The sequence below is a fragment of the Kitasatospora sp. NPDC058184 genome (genome assembly GCF_042883725.1).
GTDB lineage: Bacteria > Actinomycetota > Actinomycetes > Streptomycetales > Streptomycetaceae > Kitasatospora.
In genome coordinates, this window is the sequence record NZ_JBHVVE010000009.1 from 201969 (window position 1) to 219514 (window position 17546).

16 protein-coding genes are annotated in these 17546 nt (G+C 74.1%); 7 read left to right on the plus strand and 9 right to left on the minus strand.

The window, feature by feature from the left end:
* Nucleotides 1-96: 96 nt before the first annotated feature.
* Both ACFVXH_RS19170 and ACFVXH_RS19175 read left to right on the plus strand, forming a co-directional pair.
* Nucleotides 97-585 carry a SitI3 family protein gene (locus ACFVXH_RS19170; RefSeq protein WP_387825252.1) on the plus strand — a complete coding sequence of 163 codons (489 nt, stop codon included), beginning with the start codon at nucleotides 97-99 and terminating at the stop codon, nucleotides 583-585.
* A 190-nt stretch (nucleotides 586-775) separates the two neighbouring features.
* A complete protein-coding gene (locus ACFVXH_RS19175) occupies nucleotides 776-1687 on the plus strand; it encodes an aminoglycoside phosphotransferase family protein (RefSeq protein ID WP_387825255.1) in 912 nt (303 codons plus the stop codon).
* 70 nt (nucleotides 1688-1757) lie between these two features.
* Here ACFVXH_RS19175 and ACFVXH_RS19180 read toward each other — a convergent pair whose 3' ends face one another.
* From ACFVXH_RS19180 to ACFVXH_RS19200, 5 genes are all read right to left on the minus strand, one after another.
* Nucleotides 1758-2435 carry a response regulator transcription factor gene (locus ACFVXH_RS19180; protein WP_049649771.1) on the minus strand — a complete coding sequence of 226 codons (678 nt, stop codon included), beginning with the start codon at nucleotides 2433-2435 and terminating at the stop codon, nucleotides 1758-1760.
* Complete coding sequence (locus ACFVXH_RS19185; protein WP_387825645.1) at nucleotides 2432-3706, minus strand: sensor histidine kinase; 1275 nt, start codon at nucleotides 3704-3706, stop codon at nucleotides 2432-2434. Before ACFVXH_RS19185 ends, ACFVXH_RS19180 begins: the two co-directional genes overlap by 4 nt.
* Before the next feature lie 120 nt (nucleotides 3707-3826).
* Nucleotides 3827-4675: an ABC transporter permease gene (locus tag ACFVXH_RS19190; RefSeq protein WP_387825259.1), complete on the minus strand. Its 849-nt coding sequence runs from the start codon at nucleotides 4673-4675 to the stop codon at nucleotides 3827-3829.
* A complete protein-coding gene (locus tag ACFVXH_RS19195; protein ID WP_049649773.1) occupies nucleotides 4672-5616 on the minus strand; it encodes an ABC transporter ATP-binding protein in 945 nt (314 codons plus the stop codon). The genes ACFVXH_RS19190 and ACFVXH_RS19195 overlap by 4 nt, the downstream gene beginning before the upstream one ends.
* Before the next feature lie 186 nt (nucleotides 5617-5802).
* Nucleotides 5803-7122, minus strand: a complete 1320-nt coding sequence (locus tag ACFVXH_RS19200; RefSeq protein WP_387825262.1) for a cryptochrome/photolyase family protein — start codon at nucleotides 7120-7122, stop codon at nucleotides 5803-5805.
* A 145-nt stretch (nucleotides 7123-7267) separates the two neighbouring features.
* On the opposite strand from ACFVXH_RS19200, the gene ACFVXH_RS19205 reads away from it, so the two are divergent.
* Nucleotides 7268-8251, plus strand: a complete 984-nt coding sequence (locus tag ACFVXH_RS19205; RefSeq protein ID WP_387825265.1) for an aldo/keto reductase — start codon at nucleotides 7268-7270, stop codon at nucleotides 8249-8251.
* A gap of 39 nt (nucleotides 8252-8290) precedes the next feature.
* Here ACFVXH_RS19205 and ACFVXH_RS19210 read toward each other — a convergent pair whose 3' ends face one another.
* The 3 genes from ACFVXH_RS19210 to ACFVXH_RS19220 all read right to left on the minus strand — a co-directional run bounded on the left by ACFVXH_RS19210 (nucleotide 8291) and on the right by ACFVXH_RS19220 (nucleotide 11305).
* Complete coding sequence (locus ACFVXH_RS19210; protein WP_387825268.1) at nucleotides 8291-9001, minus strand: DedA family protein; 711 nt, start codon at nucleotides 8999-9001, stop codon at nucleotides 8291-8293.
* Nucleotides 9002-9204: 203 nt separating this feature from the next.
* Entirely contained in the window at nucleotides 9205-10053 is an 849-nt protein-coding gene (locus tag ACFVXH_RS19215) for an alpha/beta fold hydrolase (protein ID WP_387825271.1), read from the minus strand.
* Nucleotides 10054-10075: 22 nt separating this feature from the next.
* Nucleotides 10076-11305 carry a saccharopine dehydrogenase family protein gene (locus ACFVXH_RS19220; RefSeq protein ID WP_387825274.1) on the minus strand — a complete coding sequence of 410 codons (1230 nt, stop codon included), beginning with the start codon at nucleotides 11303-11305 and terminating at the stop codon, nucleotides 10076-10078.
* A gap of 84 nt (nucleotides 11306-11389) precedes the next feature.
* Here ACFVXH_RS19220 and ACFVXH_RS19225 point away from each other — a divergent pair, with 84 nt between their 5' ends.
* The 3 genes from ACFVXH_RS19225 to ACFVXH_RS19235 all read left to right on the plus strand — a co-directional run bounded on the left by ACFVXH_RS19225 (nucleotide 11390) and on the right by ACFVXH_RS19235 (nucleotide 14871).
* A complete protein-coding gene (locus ACFVXH_RS19225; RefSeq protein ID WP_387825277.1) occupies nucleotides 11390-13000 on the plus strand; it encodes a flavin-containing monooxygenase in 1611 nt (536 codons plus the stop codon).
* Nucleotides 13001-13071: 71 nt separating this feature from the next.
* Complete coding sequence (locus ACFVXH_RS19230) at nucleotides 13072-13590, plus strand: hypothetical protein (protein ID WP_387825280.1); 519 nt, start codon at nucleotides 13072-13074, stop codon at nucleotides 13588-13590.
* A 57-nt stretch (nucleotides 13591-13647) separates the two neighbouring features.
* Nucleotides 13648-14871, plus strand: a complete 1224-nt coding sequence (locus ACFVXH_RS19235) for a GNAT family N-acetyltransferase (protein ID WP_387825283.1) — start codon at nucleotides 13648-13650, stop codon at nucleotides 14869-14871.
* A 298-nt stretch (nucleotides 14872-15169) separates the two neighbouring features.
* Here ACFVXH_RS19235 and ACFVXH_RS19240 read toward each other — a convergent pair whose 3' ends face one another.
* Nucleotides 15170-16576, minus strand: a complete 1407-nt coding sequence (locus ACFVXH_RS19240) for a hydrolytic protein (protein WP_387825286.1) — start codon at nucleotides 16574-16576, stop codon at nucleotides 15170-15172.
* A 215-nt stretch (nucleotides 16577-16791) separates the two neighbouring features.
* Here ACFVXH_RS19240 and ACFVXH_RS19245 point away from each other — a divergent pair, with 215 nt between their 5' ends.
* Nucleotides 16792-17529 (plus strand): response regulator transcription factor, encoded by a 738-nt coding sequence (locus ACFVXH_RS19245; protein WP_375873101.1) that lies wholly within the window; start codon nucleotides 16792-16794, stop codon nucleotides 17527-17529.
* Nucleotides 17530-17546 lie beyond the last annotated feature (17 nt).

The window sequence follows — 17546 nt, forward strand, 5'->3', positions numbered from 1 at the left end:
CGCTGTCCTGTGTCCGGGGCGGGCGCGACCATCACGGTGATCGACATGTGCGGCAAGGTGGTCTCCCTCAGCCCGTAGAAAGAGGGAGGGACGGAGATGGCGATCTCCTACAGCCTCGACCTGGTGACCACGTGGACCACGGCCGAGGTCGCCCGGAGCCTCACCGACGCCGCCCGGCCGATGGGGCTCTTCGACGCCACCGCAAGCGTCGACACCCTGCTCGGAGACGGCGCGCTCACCGAGCACGGCACCTGGATCCGGGTGACCCCTTGCAGGCCCACTCCCTGGGGGGACCCGCGGATCGGCGGCCGCGTCTTCACCCCGACCGTCTCGGTAGCGTTCCGGCTGGGCAAGCACACCGACATCCCCGGCCAGCAGGACGACATGGCCCGCCTGACCGACGGCCTCCTCGCGCGGGTGCCCGGCGACGCGGTCCTGCACCTCGACTACGAGGACGTCTGGCTGGTGCGCCAGGACGGCGTGCTGGCCCTCAGCGAGAACGCCGACATGTGGCCGCCGAACCGCCTCGCCGCCCTCCCGGGGCCGTACCGCCGTCGGACGCACGAGTTCACCGACTGGGACTGAACCCCGTGGGATCGAACTGAAGGAGTGCCATCGCTCCCGGGGCACACAACGGTGTTGGCGGGCCGGGCGGTGGTGATGCCCGAGCCGGAGACGGTGTCCTGAGGGGTTGTCGAAGCTGTGTCGGGTGGGTTCTACTCGCGTGGAGCAAGCGTCCGTCCGTTCACACCAGAGCCTGCCAAGGGGGTACCTGTTGAACGATGTTCCGGATCTCGGGCCGATGCCCCGGCGGGTCACCGTCAGTGCCGAACAGGCGGGGCGGCTCGTGGCCGAGCAGTTCCCGCAGTGGGCCGCACTGCCTGTGACGGCTGTGGAGAACGGCGGTTGGGACAACCGGACCTTCCACCTGGGCGAGGACATGGTGCTCCGCCTGCCCAGCGCGGAGGAGTACGCCCTGGCCGTGGAGAAGGAGCACCGTTGGCTGCCCGAGCTGGCACCGGCTCTCCCGTTGCCGATCCCGGTGCCGCTGGCGAAGGGGAGTCCTGGTGCGGCCTTCCCGTTCGCGTGGTCGGTCTACGGGTGGATCGACGGCACGCCCGCGACGTTCGAGTCGGTCGTCGATCCGATCGGCTTCGCCGGGAGCCTGGCCGACTTCGTCGCCGCGTTGCGGGGCGTCGATGCCTCGGAAGGGCCGCAGCCCGGCAAGCACAACTGGTTCCGTGGCGCGACGCTGCGGACGTACGAGGCGCAGGCGCTCGGTGCGCTGGACGGGCTGCGCGGCCACGTCGACGTCGCGTCGGCACACGAGCTGTGGACCCAGGCGCTCGCGGCGCGGTGGGACGGGGCCGACGTCTGGTTCCACGGCGACCTCGCCAAGGGAAACCTGCTCCTCGAGGACGGACGGCTCGCCGCCGTCATCGACTTCGGTACGTGTGGCGTGGGGGACCCGGCTTGCGACCTCGCGATCGCGTGGACCCTGCTCTCGGCCGACGGCCGCGACCTGTTCCGGAAGCGGCTGGGCGTCGACGACGCGACGTGGGCGCGCGGACGCGGCTGGGCGCTGTGGAAGACGCTCGTCTCGTGCGCCAACAGCCTGGGCGAGGACGGCGCTGACGCCCGCGCCGCGCGCCGCGTGCTCTCGGGGATCCTCGCCGATCGGGGCTGAGGGGCCGAAGGGGCCGTAGGGGCCGTAGGGGCGCGCTGGAAGACAGCGCGCGGCGGGCGGCGGGCGGCCGTCAGACGGGCGGGTTGGGGCGGGTGAGGCCGCGGTCGTAGGCGAAGATCACGGCCTGGACGCGGTCGCGGGCGCCGATCTTGGCCATCACGCGGCTGACGTGGGTCTTGACGGTCGACTCGGCGAGCACGAGGCGGCTCGCGATCTCGTTGTTGCTCCAGCCCTGGGCGACGGCGACGAGGATCTCGCGCTCGCGGTCGGTGAGGGCGTTCAGGCGGCTGTCCTCGACGGGGGCGGCGCCCGGCGGCCGGGTCGGCAGGTGGTGGGCGTAGGCGTCGAGGAGGCGCCGGGTGATGGCGGGGGCGACGACGGCGTCGCCTACCGCGACGGCGCGGATCCCGGAGAGCAGCTCCTCGGGGCGGGCGTCCTTGAGGAGGAAGCCGCTGGCGCCGGCCCGCAGCGCGGAGTGGGCGTACTCGTCGAGGTCGAAGGTGGTCAGCACGAGGACGCGGGAGCGGCCGCCGGTGGCGACGATCCGGCGGGTGGCCTCGATGCCGTCCATGCCGGGCATGCGGATGTCCATCAGGACGACGTCGGGTCGCAGGTCGGCGGTGAGCCGGACGGCCTCGGCGCCGTGGGCGGCCTCGCCGACGACCTCGGTGTCGGGTTGGCTCTCCAGCAGCATGCGGAAGCCGTACCGCTGCAAGGGCTGGTCGTCCACGATGAGGAGGGTGGTCACGCGGGGCCGCCTGTCGGGTCGGGGGTGAGGTCGAGTACGGCCTCCACGGTCCATCCTGCCCCGGGCCCGGGGCCCGCCGTGACGGTGCCGCCGTACAGGGCCGCGCGTTCCCGTATGCCGGCGAGGCCGTGGCCCTCGCGGGGCGGCCGGCCGGGGGCGGACGGCGGGGGGCCGTCGGGCGGGCCGCTGTCCCGTACGCGCACCCGCAGCCGGTCGTCCCCGGAGGTGAGCGTGACGTGGGCCCGGGTGCCGGGGCCGGCGTGCTTCAGGGAGTTGGTGAGCGACTCCTGGACGATGCGGTAGGCCATCAGCTGGACACCGCGGTCGAGGGCGTCGAGGTCCCCGGCGGCCGTGTACACCACCTGGGGGCCGGCCGCGCGGATGCGGGCGCACAGCCCGTCGACGTCGGCGATGCCCGGCTGCGGGGTGAGTTCGGCGTCCTCGCCCTGGTCGCGCAGGACGCCGAGCATCCGCCGCAGCTCGCCGAGCGCCTGGCGGCTGGTGTCGCCGATCAGCAGCAGCGCCTCGCGTCCGCGCTCGGGGGAGGCCTCGGCCGCGTAGGCGCCGCCGTCGGCGAGGGTGACGATGACGGACAGGTTGTGGCCGATGATGTCGTGCATCTCGCGGGCGACCCTGGTGCGCTCGGTGACGGCGGCCAGCCGGCTGCGCTGGTCGCGCTCGATCTCCAGCCGGGCCGCGCGTTCCCGCAGCCCGGCGAGCTGGGCGCGGCGGATCCGCACCGCGATGCCGAGGGCGACGGCCGCCGTCGCGGCGCTGAATAGGAAGAACAGCGCGTCGCCGACGGGCAGCCCGGAGGACACCTCCGCGGCGACCAGGGTGCTCGCCGCGGCCATGGCCGCGCACGCCCAGGCCAGGTGCCGCAGACTCCCGTGCAGGGCCAGGCTGTAGAGGGCGACGAGCAGGGCGGCGTCGGCCCGCAGTGCCGCGCCGGTGGACCACTGGACGACGAAGACGGTCATGATGGCCGCGAACGCCGCCGTCGGGCGCCGCCGGCGCCACAGCAGGGGCAGGACGAGGCCCGCCTGGAGGGCGAGGGTCGCGGCCAGGGGCAGCCGGGTGAAGTGGATCCGGTGCTCGCGCGCGTGGTCGACGTCGCCGTGGAGGAGGTCCGGCAGGCCGAACATCAGGAGGACCATGACGACCACGGCGGTGTCCAGGACCCACGGGTGGGCGCGGTCGGCCTGCCGGACCCGCTGGCCCAGGCGGGCCAGGCGCGCGAAGGCCGGGTGGGAGGGGAGCGGGTCGGGCACGGGCGGCGGCGCGGACGGGACCGGTCCCCGGGTGTCGAGGTGGCTCACGGTCGTCACCTGTCGTACGAGGGAGGGGCGGGGCTGCGGCACCCGGAGGACCGGGTGCCGCACCGGAGTCTCTCAGACGTCGCTGCGCACGAGTCGCACCGCTGCGCCGGCCAGGGCGAGCACCGTCCACAGGAGGAAGACCGCCAGCCCGGCGGCGGGCGACAGGGTGGTCGAGTCGTGGTGCAGGGCGAACATCGCCTCGCCCGCGTGGCTGGGCAGGTACGGGCTGATGTGGCTCTGCCAGGACGTGGGGAGCAGCGAGACGAGGCCGGGGACCAGCATCAGGGTGGCCACCAGGACGGAGATGCCGCCGGCCACGGAGCGCAGCAGCGCGCCCAGGGCGACGCCGATCACGCCGACGAGGGCGAGGTAGAGGCCCGCGCCGAGCAGTCCGCAGACGGCGCCGGCGCTGGAGAGGTCCATCGCCACGCGGGTGCCGGACAGGATGCCGCTGTCGGTGAGGAAGGCGACGAACACGCCGACGGTGCCGAGCAGCAGGGCGATCACCCCGTACACGGCCGCCTTGGACCAGAGGACCGGCAGGCGGCGCGGCACGGCGGCGAGGGTGGAGCGGATCATGCCGGTCGAGTACTCGCCGGCGGCGATCAGCACGCCGAGGACGCCGAGCGCGAGCTGGGCGAAGTTGGTGCCGAACAGGGACAGGCTCAGGGCGGTGGCGTCGGAGAAGTCCCGGTCCAGGTGCCGCCCGGAGTCGAGCCTGGACTTGAACTGGACGGCGGCGATCAGGCCGAACGCGACCAGGAACAGCAGGGCCAGGCCGAGGGTGATCCAGGTGGAGCGCAGGGACCACAGCTTGGCCCACTCCGAGCGCAGCACGCGCGCGGCGGTGACCTTGTAGACGGGGCGCTCGGGCCCGGGGCCGGCGGGCGTGGCGGTCTGGCTCGGTGCGAGGGTGCTCATGCCGCGCTCCTCGGGGTCTCGACAGTGGCAGTGGTGGTGGTGCCGTGGTACTCGACGGCGTCCCGGGTCAGGTCCATGAACGCCTGCTCCAGGGAGACCGTGCGGGTGGCGAGTTCGAACAGGGCGATGCCGTGCGAGGCGGCGGTCAGGCCGATCTCGCGGGCGGTGCGGCCGGTGACGAGGAGTTCCTCGGAGCCGGAGCGGCCGGAGATCTCCACGCCGGGGCCGGCGAGCAGGGTGCGCAGCCGGGCCGGGTCGGCGCTGGCCACCGTGACGGCGTCGCCGCCGGCCTCGCGGACCAGGTCCTGGACGGTGGTGTCGGCCAGCAGCCGGCCCCGTCCGACGATGATCAGGTGGTCGGCGACGAGGGCGACCTCGCTCATCAGGTGGGAGGAGACGAAGACGGTGCGGCCCTCGGCGGCGAGCGAGGTGAGGAGGTTGCGGATCCACAGGACGCCCTCGGGGTCGAGCCCGTTGACCGGCTCGTCGAGCATCACCGTCGCCGGGTCGCCCAGCAGGGCGGCGGCGATCCCCAGCCGCTGGCCCATGCCGAGCGAGAACGCCCCGGCCCGCTTGCGCGCCACCGACCGCAGGCCGGTCAGCTCGATCACCTCGTCGACCCGGCGGCGCGGGATGCCATGGGTGTGGGCCTGCGCCATCAGGTGGTTGAACGCCGAGCGGCCGGGGTGGATCGACCTGGCCTCCAGCAGCGCGCCGACCTCCTGGAGCGGAGCGGCGTGCTCGGCGTAGCGGCGGCCGTTGACGCGCACCGAGCCGCCGGTCGGCGCGTCCAGTCCGACGATCATCCGCATGGTGGTGGACTTGCCCGCCCCGTTGGGCCCGAGGAAGCCGGTGACCGTACCCGGCCGGACCGTGAAGTCCAGCCGATCGACGGCGGTCTTCTCCCCGTACCGCTTCGTCAGCTGGTGCGCCTCGATCATCGCTCACCCTCAACGTTCGTGGGCCGGGTCGTCCCGGCCGCCGGTACCTTCCACGCTAGGTTCGACGGCGCGGCGATCCGTGGTACCCGGGGCCGATCATCGCCGGGGCCGTAGTACCGGGGTACCGTGCGCCCGTCCGCCTCCTGGCTCAGCCCAGGCCCTCGCGCTCGGTCCGGGCTATGAAACTCAGTCCAGGCCCCGCCCCCGGCGGAACCGCTCGGTGAGGGCGTCCGGGGCGACGAGCGGCGCCGGGTAGTCGGCGCCGTGCAGCCAGGGGCGGTGCACGGCCGGGCCGGGCAGGTGGGCGAGCTCGGGGACCCAGCGGCGGACGTACGCGCCGTCCGGGTCGTAGCGGTCGGCCTGGCGCAGCGGGTTGAGGACCCGGTTGGGGCGGGTGTCGGTGCCGGTGCCGGCGACCCACTGCCAGTTGAGCTGGTTGTCGGCCACGTCCCCGTCGACCAGCAGCGACAGGAAGTGGGCGGCCCCGATCCGCCAGTCCAGGTACAGGGACTTGGCGAGGAAGCTTGCCGTCAGCAGGCGGGCGCGGTTGTGCATCCAGCCCTCCTCGGCGAGCTGGCGCATCCCGGCGTCGACGATCGGGTAGCCGGTGCGGCCCTGCCGCCAGGCCTCGGCCTCGCGCTCGTCCCGGTGCCAGTGGTCGTCCCTGGCCCGGTAGTCGCGGTGGGCGGCGTCGGGGCGGGCGGCGAGGACCTGGTGGTGGAAGTCGCGCCAGGCGAGCTGCCGGACGAAGGCCTGCGCGCCCTCGCCGTCGTGCCGCAGGGCGCGCTCGACGAGTTCGGTGGCGGACAGGCAGCCGAAGTGCAGGTACGGGGAGAGCCGGGAGGTGGCGTCGGCGGCGAGGTCGTCGTGCACCCGCGCGTACGCGTCGACGTCCCAGCGCCGCCACCGCCGCCTGGCCGCGGTCTCGCCGCCGGGCGGCAGCGCGGGCGAGAGCGGTGCGGAGGGTGGGAGGCTGTCGCCGCCGATGCCGTCCGGGGTGTCGAGCGTCCGGGGCGCGCCCAGCACCGTGCGGCGGGGCGTCCGCTGCCAGGCGCGGTGGTACGGGGTGAAGACCGCGTAGTGGTCGCGGCCGGCCGGGGTGATCCGGCCCGCCGGGACGACCGTCAGCGAGGCGTCGTGGACGTGCAGGCGGTCGCCGAACACCTCGCGCAGCCGGGCCTCCCGCCGGTGCGCGAAGGCGCTGACGCCCGCGGCGACGTGGACGGTGGCGGCACCGGCCTCGGCGGCGACCCTGGCCGTCTGCTCGGCGGGCTCGCCGCGGCGCACGACCAGCCGGGAGCCGATCCGGCGCAGCGAGGCGTCCAGGTCGGCGAGGCAGTCGGCCAGGAAGGCCAGCCGGTTGGGCGCGGCGAACCCGGCGCCCTCGACGGCGGGGTCCAGGACGAACAGCGGGACGACCCGGTCGGCCGCGGCGCGGGCGGCGTGCAGCACGGGGTTGTCGTGCAGCCGCAGGTCCTGGGTGAACAGGGCGATCGATACGGTCACGGGTGGGCCTCGCAGGTGGTGCCGACGTCGGTGTCCCCAGCTTTCCACCCGGACGTCCGGAGCCGTCGGCGGTGCGACGCGGTACGACGGTGTGCCCACTGTGCGGCGTGGTGCGGTGGGGGCGCCGCGTGAGAGGCTCGCCCCCATGGAACAGCGCGTACTCGGCCGGACCGGCCGCCCCGTCTCGATCGTCGGACTCGGCACCTGGCAGCTCGGTGCGGACTGGGGGGATGTCCGGGAGGAGGACGCCCTCGCCGTGCTGGAGGCCTCGGTGGAGGCCGGCGTCACCCTCTTCGACACCGCCGACGTCTACGGCGACGGCCGCAGCGAGCGGCTGATCGGCCGCTTCCTGAAGGACCGCCCGGACGCCGGGGTGTTCGTCGCCACCAAGTTCGGCCGCCGGGTCGAGCAGCGGCCCGAGCACTACAACCTCGCCAACTTCCGTGCCTGGGCCGACCGTTCGCGGGACAACCTGGGGGTGGACCGGCTCGACCTGGTGCAGCTGCACTGCCCGCCGACGCCGGTCTACTCCACGGACGAGGTGTTCGACGCCCTGGACACCCTGGTGGCAGAGGAGCGGATCGCCTCGTACGGGGTGAGCGTGGAGACCTGTGCGGAGGCGCTGACCGCGATCGCGCGCCCGAACGTCGCGAGCGTGCAGATCATCCTGAACGCGTTCCGGCTCAAGCCGTTGGAGCAGGTGCTGCCCGCCGCCGAAGCGGCCGGGGTGGGCATCCTCGCCCGGGTGCCGCTGGCCTCGGGGCTGCTGTCCGGCCGGTACGACGAGCACACCGTCTTCGGGGCGGACGACCACCGCACGTACAACCGGCACGGCGAGTCCTTCGACCAGGGGGAGACCTTCTCCGGGGTGGACTTCGCGACGGGCGTCGAGGCGGCGGCGGAGTTCGCCGCGTTCGCGCCGGAGGGGGTGAGCTCGGCGCAGGCGGCGCTGCGCTGGGTCACCCAGCAGCCGGGGGTGACGACGGTGATTCCCGGGGCGCGCAACGTGGCGCAGGCCCGGGCCAACGCGGCGGCCGCCGACTCGGCGCCGCTCCCGCCGGCCACCCTGGCCGCCGTGCGCGAGCTGTACGACCGGCGGATCCGGGCGCAGGTGCACGGCCGCTGGTGACCGGAAGCGGCGGCGGGCGCCGGTGAGGGGGTGGCGGCGTCAGGGCCGTCCGCCCCGCTGCCCGCTGTCCCGCTGCTCTTCCGCCCGCCGCTCTCCGTCCCGCTGCTCTCCGTCCCGTTGGGCCCGGGCCGGCGTGCGGTCGCCCTCCCCGGACCCGCGTCGGCGCAGGAACCACCAGACGGCGAGGGAGACGACGACGAACGCGCCGATCACCAGGGCGAGGACCCGGCCGACGGTGCCCTCGACCCGGGCGTAGGCGGCTCCGGCGAAGTAGCCGAGCAGGGTGAACCCGACGCCCCAGAGGAGCCCGCCGAGGGCGTTGAACAGGACGAAGCGGCGGTAGGGCATCCGGGACATGCCGGCCAGGGTGGGCACCATGGCGCGGAAGAAGGCGACGAACCGGCCGAAGAAGACGGCGGCCGGCCCGCGTCGGCGGATCATCTCCTGCGCCTGGTCGACCCGGTTGGCGTGGCGCCGCATCGGGCGGGTGTCGAGGATCCTCGGGCCGAGGTGGCGGCCGATCTCGTAGCCGGCGGTGTCGCCGAGGACGGCCGCGCAGACCACGGCCAGGACGAGCCAGCCGACCGGGGCCCTGCCCTGGTGGGCGAGGAACCCGCCGAGGACGGCGGCGGTCTCGCCGGGGAGGAAGAAGCTGAAGAACAGGGCGTCCTCGGCGAACACGAGGGCCGCGACGACCACGCACACGACCGGGCCGGACAGGCCGCTCAGCCAGTCGGTGATCGAGTGCATCGGCCACCCCGTTCGGGATCGGCGCCCCTCTCCGCTCCAATGTAGTGCCTGCCGCCCGTCGGGGGCGCGGGGCGAGGTCGGCCGTCATGGCCGCCCCGATCCGGACCGGGGCGGCCACGTGGCCTACCGGTAGGCGGGTGCCGGGCGGTCCGGGGCCGGGACCCGCGCGTCGCACCCGCCGCCGAGCCCTCGCGCGGCGCGCTTCACAGGTCGTTCCAGAACGAGCCGAGCAGGCCGGCCGTCTCCTCGGCGCGCTCGATCTGCGGCAGGTGACCGGTCCGCGGGAAGAGGTGGGTACGTGCCCGGGGCAGCGCGGACGCGGCGTTGACGAGATGGCGGGCGGGGAGGATGCGGTCGTGGGTCCCCCAGACGACCAGCGTCGGGATGTCGAGCGCCGAGACCTCCGTCAGCAGCTCCGTCCGCCAGCCGGGACGTACGCCGCGCCAGGAACCGAGCTCGCGGGCCACTTGCCGCAGCGTGCGGGCGGCTCCTTCGCGGCGGGCGAGGGCGAGTGCGGCGGCTGTCCGTTCGGGGGTCGCGAAGGCCGGATCGTGGAAGAGGGAACGCTCCGCGAACTGTGCGTTCCCCTCGGTGGGGCGCAGGAGAAACCGCCAGAGCAGCGGCGGGTCGAGGACCCGCAGCGCCCAGGTGACCTCGCGGCCGAACCCGGCGCTGTTGAGCAGTGCCAGCGAGGACACGCGCGCGGGGGCCTGGACGGCGAGCCGCATCGCGATGGCACCGCCGAGGGAGTTGCCGACCACGTGGACGGCGGAGGTGAGGCCGAGTCGGTCGAGTGCCCGCTCGACGTGCCCGGCCAGCGAGGGGAGCCGGCAGTCCGGCAGGGGCTGGGACCGGCCGAACCCCGGGACGTCGATCGCGATGAGCCGGTGGCCGGGCAGGGCCGCCTGGAGCGGTGCCCAGTCCGCCAGGCTGCGGTCCAGACCGTGCAGCAGGAGCACCGGGGGGCCGCTGCCCGTCGCGGCGTAGCGGACGGTGCGTCCCGCGACGTCGATGACGTCGGTGGGGGGTGTGGTGGCCGTCTCTGGCGGCATGTTCTGTCTCCTGGGTCGCGGTTCACGGGGCCGGGGTCACGTCGATGACCACGCCGTCGCGGGGGCCGTCGTCGCCGGGAAGGTCGGGCACGTGGCGTGCCAGGTCGAGGAAGAAGCGGTCGGCGTCGATGGCCGTCTCCGGCGGGTGGACGCCGGGGCGGCCACCGGTGCCGTCCAGCAGTTGCGCGAGCCCCAGCGCCAGGGGCAGGCCGGTCGCCTCCGCCATGTCGTCGATCAGCGCCGAGGCGCCGGGCGTGTCGGCGAGCCGGGCCAGGACGGTGACGCGGCGGCCGTCGCGGGTGCCCGTGGCGGCGGCGAAGAACGGTGGCAGTGACCCGGGTCCCTTGCGGGTCATGGCACCCGCGGTGGCCCGCAGCGCGCGGCCCACCGTGGGCTTGGCGAGTGCGGCCGCCGCGGTCTCGTTGGTGAGTCTTCCGGCGTCGATGTCGCGGCGCAGGACATCGAGGTAGGCGAGTGTGCCGGGGGTGACGACCATGAGGTTGGCGGCCTCGCCGGCCGGTCGGAAGCTGCGGTGCAGGGTGACCGGCTCGGGGTGGCCGACGGTGTAGGCCGTGCCGGTGCGTCCGGCGGACACGGAGAGCGCGACCGGCTGGAGCGGCCGCCGGTGGACGAGCCGTCCGCCGCTGACCATCGCGACCTTCCCGCTGATCTGCTCCATCCAGTGCACGGCGGCCGCGCTGGGGCGCCCGTCGGGGTCGCTGAGCTGCTCGTCGTCCCCACCGCTGCCGGAGACGTCGACGGGCCAGGCGGTGTACAGGTCCTGGACCTGGTCCAGGTGCCGGACGGCACGTGTGGCCAGCAGATTGCTGACACCGGGGCTGGCGCCCATGCCCACCACGGCACGGATCCCGGCGGCCCGGGCCTCCTCGTCCAGGTCGAGCATCCGCAGGGTCGGCTCCCAGTCGTCGCAGATGTCCAGGTAGTGGGTGCCGGTCGCGATCGCGGCCCGCAGCACGGTCAGGCCGAAGCGGTAGTACGGGCCGACGGTGTTGAGGACGGCGTCCGCGCCCTCCAGGGCGGCGTGCAGGGCGCGGCCGTCGGTGACGTCCACCGTCAGCGCCCGCATCGGCGCGCCACCCGTGCCGCCCTCGTCGAGCCGGCGCACCAGCGTCCGGGCCGCCTCCGGGTTCCGGTCGGCCACGACGATCTCGGTGACGCCGGTGAGTCCGGCGGCCACGCGTACCGCCACGGCGCCCATCGCTCCGGGGCCTCCGAGAGCCAGAATCCTCATTCGCCACTCCATCTATCGTGAGAGTTACGATCGTTATGTCTACGATAGCATTCAGTTCGAACAGTCTTCGGCCGGAGGGGAACCATGACCGACCCGCACACCACGAGCCCGGCCCCGCGCGAAGCGGCCGGCGCCTCGCCCGGACACGTGTCCGTCGTCATCGTCGGCGCGGGATTCGCGGGCCTCGGCACGGCCATCCGGCTGCTGCGGGAGGGCCACCGCGACCTGCTGGTCCTGGAGCGGGCCGACGAGGTCGGCGGCACCTGGCGGGACAACGCCTATCCCGGCTGCGCCTGTGACGTGCCCTCGCGCCTGTACTCGTTCTCGTTCGCACCCAACCCCGCCTGGAGCAGGCGCTTCGCGCCCCAGGAGGAGATCGACCGGTACCTGAAGCACTGCGTCGGCCGGTACGGCCTGGCGCCCCACCTGCGGCTCGGCTGCGAACTGCGGCGCGCCACCTGGGACCCCGAGCGGCTGCGCTGGGAGCTGGACACCAGCGCCGGACCGCTCAGCGCCGGGCTGCTGGTGATGGCCCAAGGGCCCCTCTCGGAGCCGGCCGTCCCCGCGCTGCCCGGCCTGGCCGGCTTCACCGGAGAGGCGTTCCACTCCGCCGGGTGGCGGCACGACCTGGACCTGTCGGCCAAGCGGGTGGGCGTGATCGGCACCGGCGCGAGCGCCGTCCAGTTCGTCCCCCACCTGCAGCGCACGGCCCGGCAGGTGACCGTCTTCCAGCGCACTCCGTCATGGATCGCCCCGCGCCGGGACCGGCCGGTACCGGCGTGGCAGCACCGCCTGTTCCAGCTGTCCCCGACGGCGCAGCGACTGGCGCGGGGCTGGGAGTACCTGGCACGGGAGGCGACGCTGCCGGCCCTGCTCGGCAACCGCGCCATGTCCGAGCTGGGGCGCCGGGAGGCCCTGGCCCACCTGCACCGCCAGGTCGAGGACCCCGAGCTGAGGTCCAAGCTGACCCCGGACTACGCGCTGGGCTGCAAGCGGGTCCTGCTCTCCGACGACTACTACCCGGCACTGGTGCAACCCAACGTCCGCGTCGTCACCGACCCGATCGCGAGCATCGGACCGGACACGGTCCTCACCACCCCGCGCGGAGGCACTCCGGCCGCGTCCGCCGGCACCGCGCATCCGGTGGACGTCCTGGTCTTCGGAACCGGATTCCGGGTCACCGACGCCTCCTACGCGAAGCACGTCATCGGCGGTGACGGACGCTCCCTGGACGAGGTCTGGCAGGGCAGCCCGCAGGCACACCTCGGCACGACCGTCGCGGGATTCCCCAACCTGTTCCTGATGGCGGGACCCAACACGGGCGTGGGGCACACCAGCCTCATCCACATGATCGAGTCGCAGATCAACTACCTCCTCAGCACCCTGCGGCTGATGCGGAGCCGCGGTCTGGGCTCCGTGGACGTGCGCGCGGAGGCGCAGCACGCGTACAACGCCGAACTGGAGGAGCGGATGGCCCCCACGGTCTGGGCCGCGGGCGGCTGTTCCGGCTGGTACCAGGACCGCACGGGCCGTGTCACCACCATCTGGCCCGCGTCGACCTGGCGGTTCCGCCGCCGGACCCGGGCCATCGACCCGGACGAGTACGTCCTGACGGTGCCGCGCGTCGCCCCGGACCGGTCCGGCTCCGACGGGCCCGTCCGCGCGGGCGCCGGCGAAGCGCAGCCGGGGTCATGACGGGTTCACACCGCCGCCGGGCGAACGGCTGCGCCCGCGGCCACCGGAGACTCCTGTCCTGGGAGACGTCGGTGGCCGCGCCCCGTACCCCCGCCGCCCGGCTCGTCGCCTTCGAGGCGTCGAGCACCCTGCTCTTCGCGGTGCCGATGCTGGTGGTCACCACGTCAGGCCGGCCCAGCGTGCCCGAATGGGCCCAGTTGCTGGGGCTCGCCCTGCTCCTCACGATGATCGCGGCGCTGGTGCACACGTGTCGGCTGACCACTGCCGAGGGGCTGCGGCTGGTCACCGGTGGGGCCGCCGGGCAGGGCGAGCGGGCGGCCGGGCGGCTGCGCCAACAGGCCGGAGCGGAGCGGCGGTTGGCGTGGCTGCTGGTCCTGTATCCGGCGGTGCTGGCGGTCCTGCTGCCCGTCCCCGACACCTGGGTGCGTTTCTGGTTCTGGTCCACGGTGCTGCTCGGCCTCTCCGCGATGCTCTCGCTCGGTTCGCTGCTGCGCGGCGCGGGCCACGCGGACCGCCGGCACGGAGGACTTCCGACGCCCCCTGATCCGACGCCCCCTAATTCGGTTGACCCGGTCGCGCGGCCGCGCTGAACTTCGGGAGGCGCCGCACGAAGTGGCGCGGGCAACACGGGGAGGCAGCAGCACCACATGGAGATCCGTTCCACGACCGACCAGGACCTCGACGCGTTCGTCGCCACCTTCCACACCGCGCTGGGGCGCTTCTCGGACGCCCCCGGCGCGGACGGCGGCGGGGTCTGGTGGGCCGCGACCGAGATGGACCGCAACCTGCTCGCCGTGACGGCGGACGGGCGGCCCGTCGGCACCGCCGGTGCGTACACCTTCGAACTCACCCTGCCCGGGCAGGTCGTCGTCCCGACCTCCGGAGTGACGGCCGTCGGCGTCCTGCCCACCCACCGGCGCCAGGGCGTGCTCACCGCGATGATGCGGCACCAGCTCGCCGAGCTGCGGGGCCGGGGGGAGTTCCTGTCGGTGCTGCTGGCCTCCGAGGCCGGGATCTACGGCCGGTTCGGCTACGGCCCGGCGACGTACACCCAGCGGCTGACGGTGCAGCGCCACCAGGCCGCCTTCGCCGCGCCCCGGGCGGTGCGCCTGGCGGCCGGGGCCCCAGCGGGCGGCTCGGTCGAGCTGTTCAAGCGGGCCGACTGCGGGCGGATCCTCGAGGAGGTCTACGACCGCTACCGCCGCGCCCAGCCCGGCGCGCTGTCCCGGCCGCGCCGCTGGTGGGAGCTGGGAGCGGGCCAGGTGCCGACCGCCCCGACGGCGCGCCACGTCGCCGTCCACCGGGATGCCGACGGAACGCCGGACGGGTACGCCAGCTACGCGATGGACGGGGACACCCTGACGGTCGACGAGACCATCGCCGTCGACGACGCCGGCTACACCGACCTCGCCCGGTTCGTGCTCGGCCACGACCTGGCCGCCCAGGTCGTGCTCAAGCACGTCCCGGCGGAGCACCCGCTGCGCTGGCAGCTGGAGGACTTCCGCGCCGTCCAGCCGGGCGGCGAGACCGACTGGCTCTGGGTACGGCTGCTGGACGTCCCGCGCGCGCTGACCTCGCGCGGCTGGTTCACGGACGGCGAGCTCGTCCTGGACGTCGACGACCCGTTCCTCGGCGAGCACCACCGCCACCTGCTGACCGTCCGGGACGGGAAGGCCGAGTGCGTCCCGACCGACCGGGAGCCGGACCTCTCCCTGGACATCCGGGACTTGGGCGCGGTCTACCTCGGCGGCACCGCCCCGAGCGCGCTCGTCCGGGCCGGGCACGTCCTGGCCCACCGCCCCGGCGCGGCCGCCCTCGCCGACGCCCTGTTCCGCGCCGAGCGCACGCCGCACTGCCTGCACTGGTTCTGATCCGGCGGCCGCCACCCGCGACAGACACCGAACGCCGGTCCCCGCCCTGGTTGGGCGGGGACCGGCGTTCGGCTTTTCCGGAGCGGGAGACCCAGAACCGCTCGTGGGGGCGCACCGGTTGCCCTCAGGGACCAGGCCGGTTGCCCTCAGGGGCAGATCACAGCAGGTTACGGGCGGGTCGGTTTGGTTCGGACGGGTGCACGATGCAACAGTGTCCGTCGGGTATTGACATGGTCACGAGACGTGAGGGGGACGTGGGGGAGGAGCGGGAATTCGGAGACGAACGGCCTGGAAACGCTCAGTTTCCTTGCCGGATGTCGCTCAGGGTCCCGCTGACGTTGAGGAGTTCGTGGCACGTGGGCGCCTGCTTGCCCGAGGCCGGGGTGCCCGGCACCTCGCAGGTCACGTTCGCGGTCACGGCCTGGTCCTCGGGGACCTGGAGGGGAGTCACCCAGTGGTAGTCCTGGTTGCGGAAGGTCTCCAAGGCGATCGTGGTGATGGTCGTGTTGCCGGCCATGATGGTCACCAGCCCCTGGTCGCCCTGGAAGTTGGCGACCACGAGGTCGGTGATGTCGAAGACCTTGCCGTGCGGCACCTGGTAACTGCCGGTCTTGGCGGTTCCGGTCTCGGTCACGACGTCGATCGCGGCGGAGCTCTGCTGGCCGGTCCCCGGCACCGCCAGGCCGCCCGGACCGCCCTGGCTGCCCGGGCCGGTGGTCGGCTTCCCGGCGCCCGGCTTGGTCTGGCCGCCCGGGGTGCTCCCGGTACCGGGGCTGCCCGGTGTGTCACCGGCCGGAACGCCGGCGGGCGGGGCCGGGGTGGCGATCTGCTGGGCGACGGCCTTCTCGGCCGCCTGCTTGGCGGAGCTGCGCACCGCCGGGCGGACCAGGGCGAACCAGGCCAGCAGCAGCGCGATCAGCGCCGCCAGCAGTGCGAGCAGCCACTTCGGGAAGATCGGCAGCTGGAGGAACTCGCCGTCCAGCAGCGGCTTCTGGACGGGCGGCTGCGCGGCGCCCGGTGCGGCCTCCGGCGCCTTCTCCTCCTTCGCGTCCTTCCCGTCCTTGCCGGGCTTGCCGTCCTTCGCGTCCTTGCCGTCCGCCCGCTCCTCCGGGCCCACCGTCACCTCGAACGGCCAGGTCGCCTGCTTGCCGAACCAGATCAGCTTGCGGGTGCGCGCCTGCACCCGCACCTCCCCGGACTCGCCGGGCTCCAGCCGCAGCTTCTCCGGCGTGACCCGGAACCGCAGGTCCTCACCGGCCTGCCCCGGAGTGAACGTCACACCGGTCGGCGCGTTGCCGAGGTTGCGCACCGAGGCCCGGTAGCGCCCGCGCAGCCAGCCGCGGCGCCGGCGCGGGGCCAGCGCGGCCTGAAGCTCCTGGAACGGCGTCACGGTGACCGTGGCCTCCGGCACCGTCACCAGGTCGGGGCGCTCGACCGGCAGCACGCGGATGCCGAGCGGGAACTCGCCGGCCCGGGTGGCGGGGGAGCGCGGCGGGGCCAGCCGGACCGTCACGGTCTCGGAGGTCCCCGGGTACAGCGAGACCCGGGCCGGCTCCACCTTCGTCCAGCCGGCACAGTCGCCGACCACCTCGAACGTGTAAGCCTCGACGATGTCGAGGTCGTTGCGGACCGTCAGGGTCGTGGTGGCCACGCCACCGGGGGCCACCGTGAGTGCTGGCAGGCCGAGTTCGGCGGATGTGGTCATAGCGTGACGGTAGGGCCGTACCGCGCCGGAGAAGAGGGCCGTACGGGCAAGCTGGGGGCCACACCCCTTGCCCGTACGGACCGACCGGAGACCCCGCCCGGTCCCGTCGCGGGCCCGGCCCGGCTCCACGTGACCCGCCCCCAAGCCCCCGGCCGGCACCGCCCCGCGGCGCCCGGCCGTCACCCTCGCAGGCACTTGCAGAATGGAGCAGTTCGATGACGTCGACCGATACAACCCGTGAGGAAGTCGTCACAGCCCGCCGCACCACGGTGGCACCGAAGCCCGCCGGCGCCGCCGTCCCGCGCGTACCCGCCCAACTCCGCGGCAGGCCCAGCCAGGTGCGGGTGGCGGTCTACGCGGAGGACCTCATCCTGCAGACCGGCGTGGTCCAACAGCTGCGCCAGCGGCCCGAGGTCGTCCTGCTGAACGAGAGCGAGGCCGGGCAGGCCGAGGTCTCCCTGCTGGTGGTCGACGCGCTGACGGAGACGGTGACCGAGCACCTGCGGCGGCTGCGACTCGCCACCACCGGCCGGATAGGCCTGGTGGTGGGCCACTTCGAGGCCGGCGGGCTGCAGACCATCGTGGAGAACGGGGTCGCCGCCGTGCTGCGCCGCTCGGAAGCCGACCAGGACCGGCTGGTGAACCTCATCACCGCCCTGGCCAACGGCGAGGGCGTGATGCCCGGCGACCTGCTCGGCGAACTGCTCGACCGGATCGGCATCCTCCAGCGCACCATGCTCGACGGGCGGGGCCTGACCCTCTCGACGTTAACTGCACGGGAGGCGGAGATGCTGAAGCTGGTGGCGGAGGGCTTCGACACCAGCGAGATCGCCGCCAAGACGTCGTACTCGGAGCGCACGGTGAAGAACGTGCTGCACGAGATCATCACCCGCCTCGGCCTCCGCAACCGGGCCCACGCGGTGGGGTACGCCATGCGGCGCGGCCTCATCTAGCGGCAATGACGGTGCCC